This window comes from Vibrio sp. 10N.261.52.A1, assembly GCF_002876325.1.
GTDB classification, from domain to species: domain Bacteria; phylum Pseudomonadota; class Gammaproteobacteria; order Enterobacterales; family Vibrionaceae; genus Vibrio; species Vibrio chagasii.
Genome location: NZ_MCYD01000725.1, coordinates 1 through 1,205 on the forward strand (window position 1 = coordinate 1; position 1,205 = coordinate 1,205).

2 protein-coding genes are annotated in these 1,205 nt (G+C 46.4%); both read right to left on the minus strand.

The annotated features are described in order from the left end of the window. Positions 1–325: di-heme oxidoredictase family protein (locus BCT81_RS14750; protein WP_277869813.1), on the minus strand; the 325-nt coding region annotated here is incomplete at its 3' end. Between the two features lie 111 nt (positions 326–436). Next, on the minus strand, positions 437–1,205 hold a 769-nt coding region (locus BCT81_RS14755), incomplete at its 5' end, for an imelysin family protein (protein WP_277869814.1).

A 1,205-nucleotide genomic window follows, 5' to 3' on the forward strand; every position in this document is an offset into this window, starting at 1 on the left:
CTGCGTTCTCATCGCCTTTTTCTGGCGCGTGACCTCGCCCATCTTTGATGTGACAGTTTTGACAACCGTTCGTGTTAAACAACGGACCTAAACCATCACGAGCGTCAGTTGATGATGGCGCGGGTACCCACGGGTTTCTAAAGAAGCTATTGCCAACGCTGAAATCTAAGCGCTTGCTCATTGGCAAGTTAGCAGCAGGAAGAGAAAAAGCATTTGCTCCCTCTTTCTTTACGGTCGTTTTACCACCGGAGTAGGTTTCATGGGCGTGTAATGGAGATAAGAAAAACAGTGCAGTTAAGAGTGAGGCTGATAGATACGACTTCATACAGTGCCTTGCTGAATTTTTGATTTTAGTTTTTATAAGGAAGTGGCTTTTTTCTTAGCAAACAATTAAGGGCTCAATCAGAGCCCTTACATTTGTTCCTGGCTCGGGTTCTTAGAACTCGTGGTCAGCCGTGTCTGGGTTTAGGCTATCAATGCCAATCACACCAGCAGCACGCTCAATTGCAGCTGTTTGAGATACTAGCGCAACAATTGTTTTGTTTACTAATGCATTACCTGCAGCGTTGTCAGCAGCGATTAGCTGGTCAAAGTGCTGGTTGTTTTTCTCAGCCGATGTTACTAGCTGGCCTACTTGTGCACGTGCTAGGTCAAACTGCTTTTGAATCTCTTTCGCAGCTTGCTCATCTTTTTGCTCAACTAGGTCAAATAGGCTTGGACCTGAAAGTAGAGTACCGTCTTCACGCTTGTATAGACCCGTGTAAACGTTGTAGATGCCTTGCTCGTTGTAGTAGTGAGAGTTGTGCGTGTTATCAGAGAAGCAATCGTGCTCATCTTCAGTAGAGTTCGCTTCTAGAGCTACCTTCATACGCTCACCAGCAAGTTCACCTAGAGAAAGTGAACCCATGCCGAATAGCATTTTACGTAGGCCGTTTTCGCTTGATTCAGAAAGAAGCTCCTGACGGTAGTTACCTTTCTCGCCTTTAGCCCACTGCTTTTCCATCCACTCTAGATCTTGAACTAGTAGCTCAGCAGATGCTTTTAGGTATGCGCCACGACGGTCACAGTTACCGTTTGTACACTCAGCACCAACAACGAAGTCAGTGTAAGCACGCTGACCAGCACCTGCGTTTGTGCCGTTTAGGTCTTGACCCCAAAGTAGGAATTCAATCGCGTGGTAACCAGATGCAACGTTCGCTTCAGAA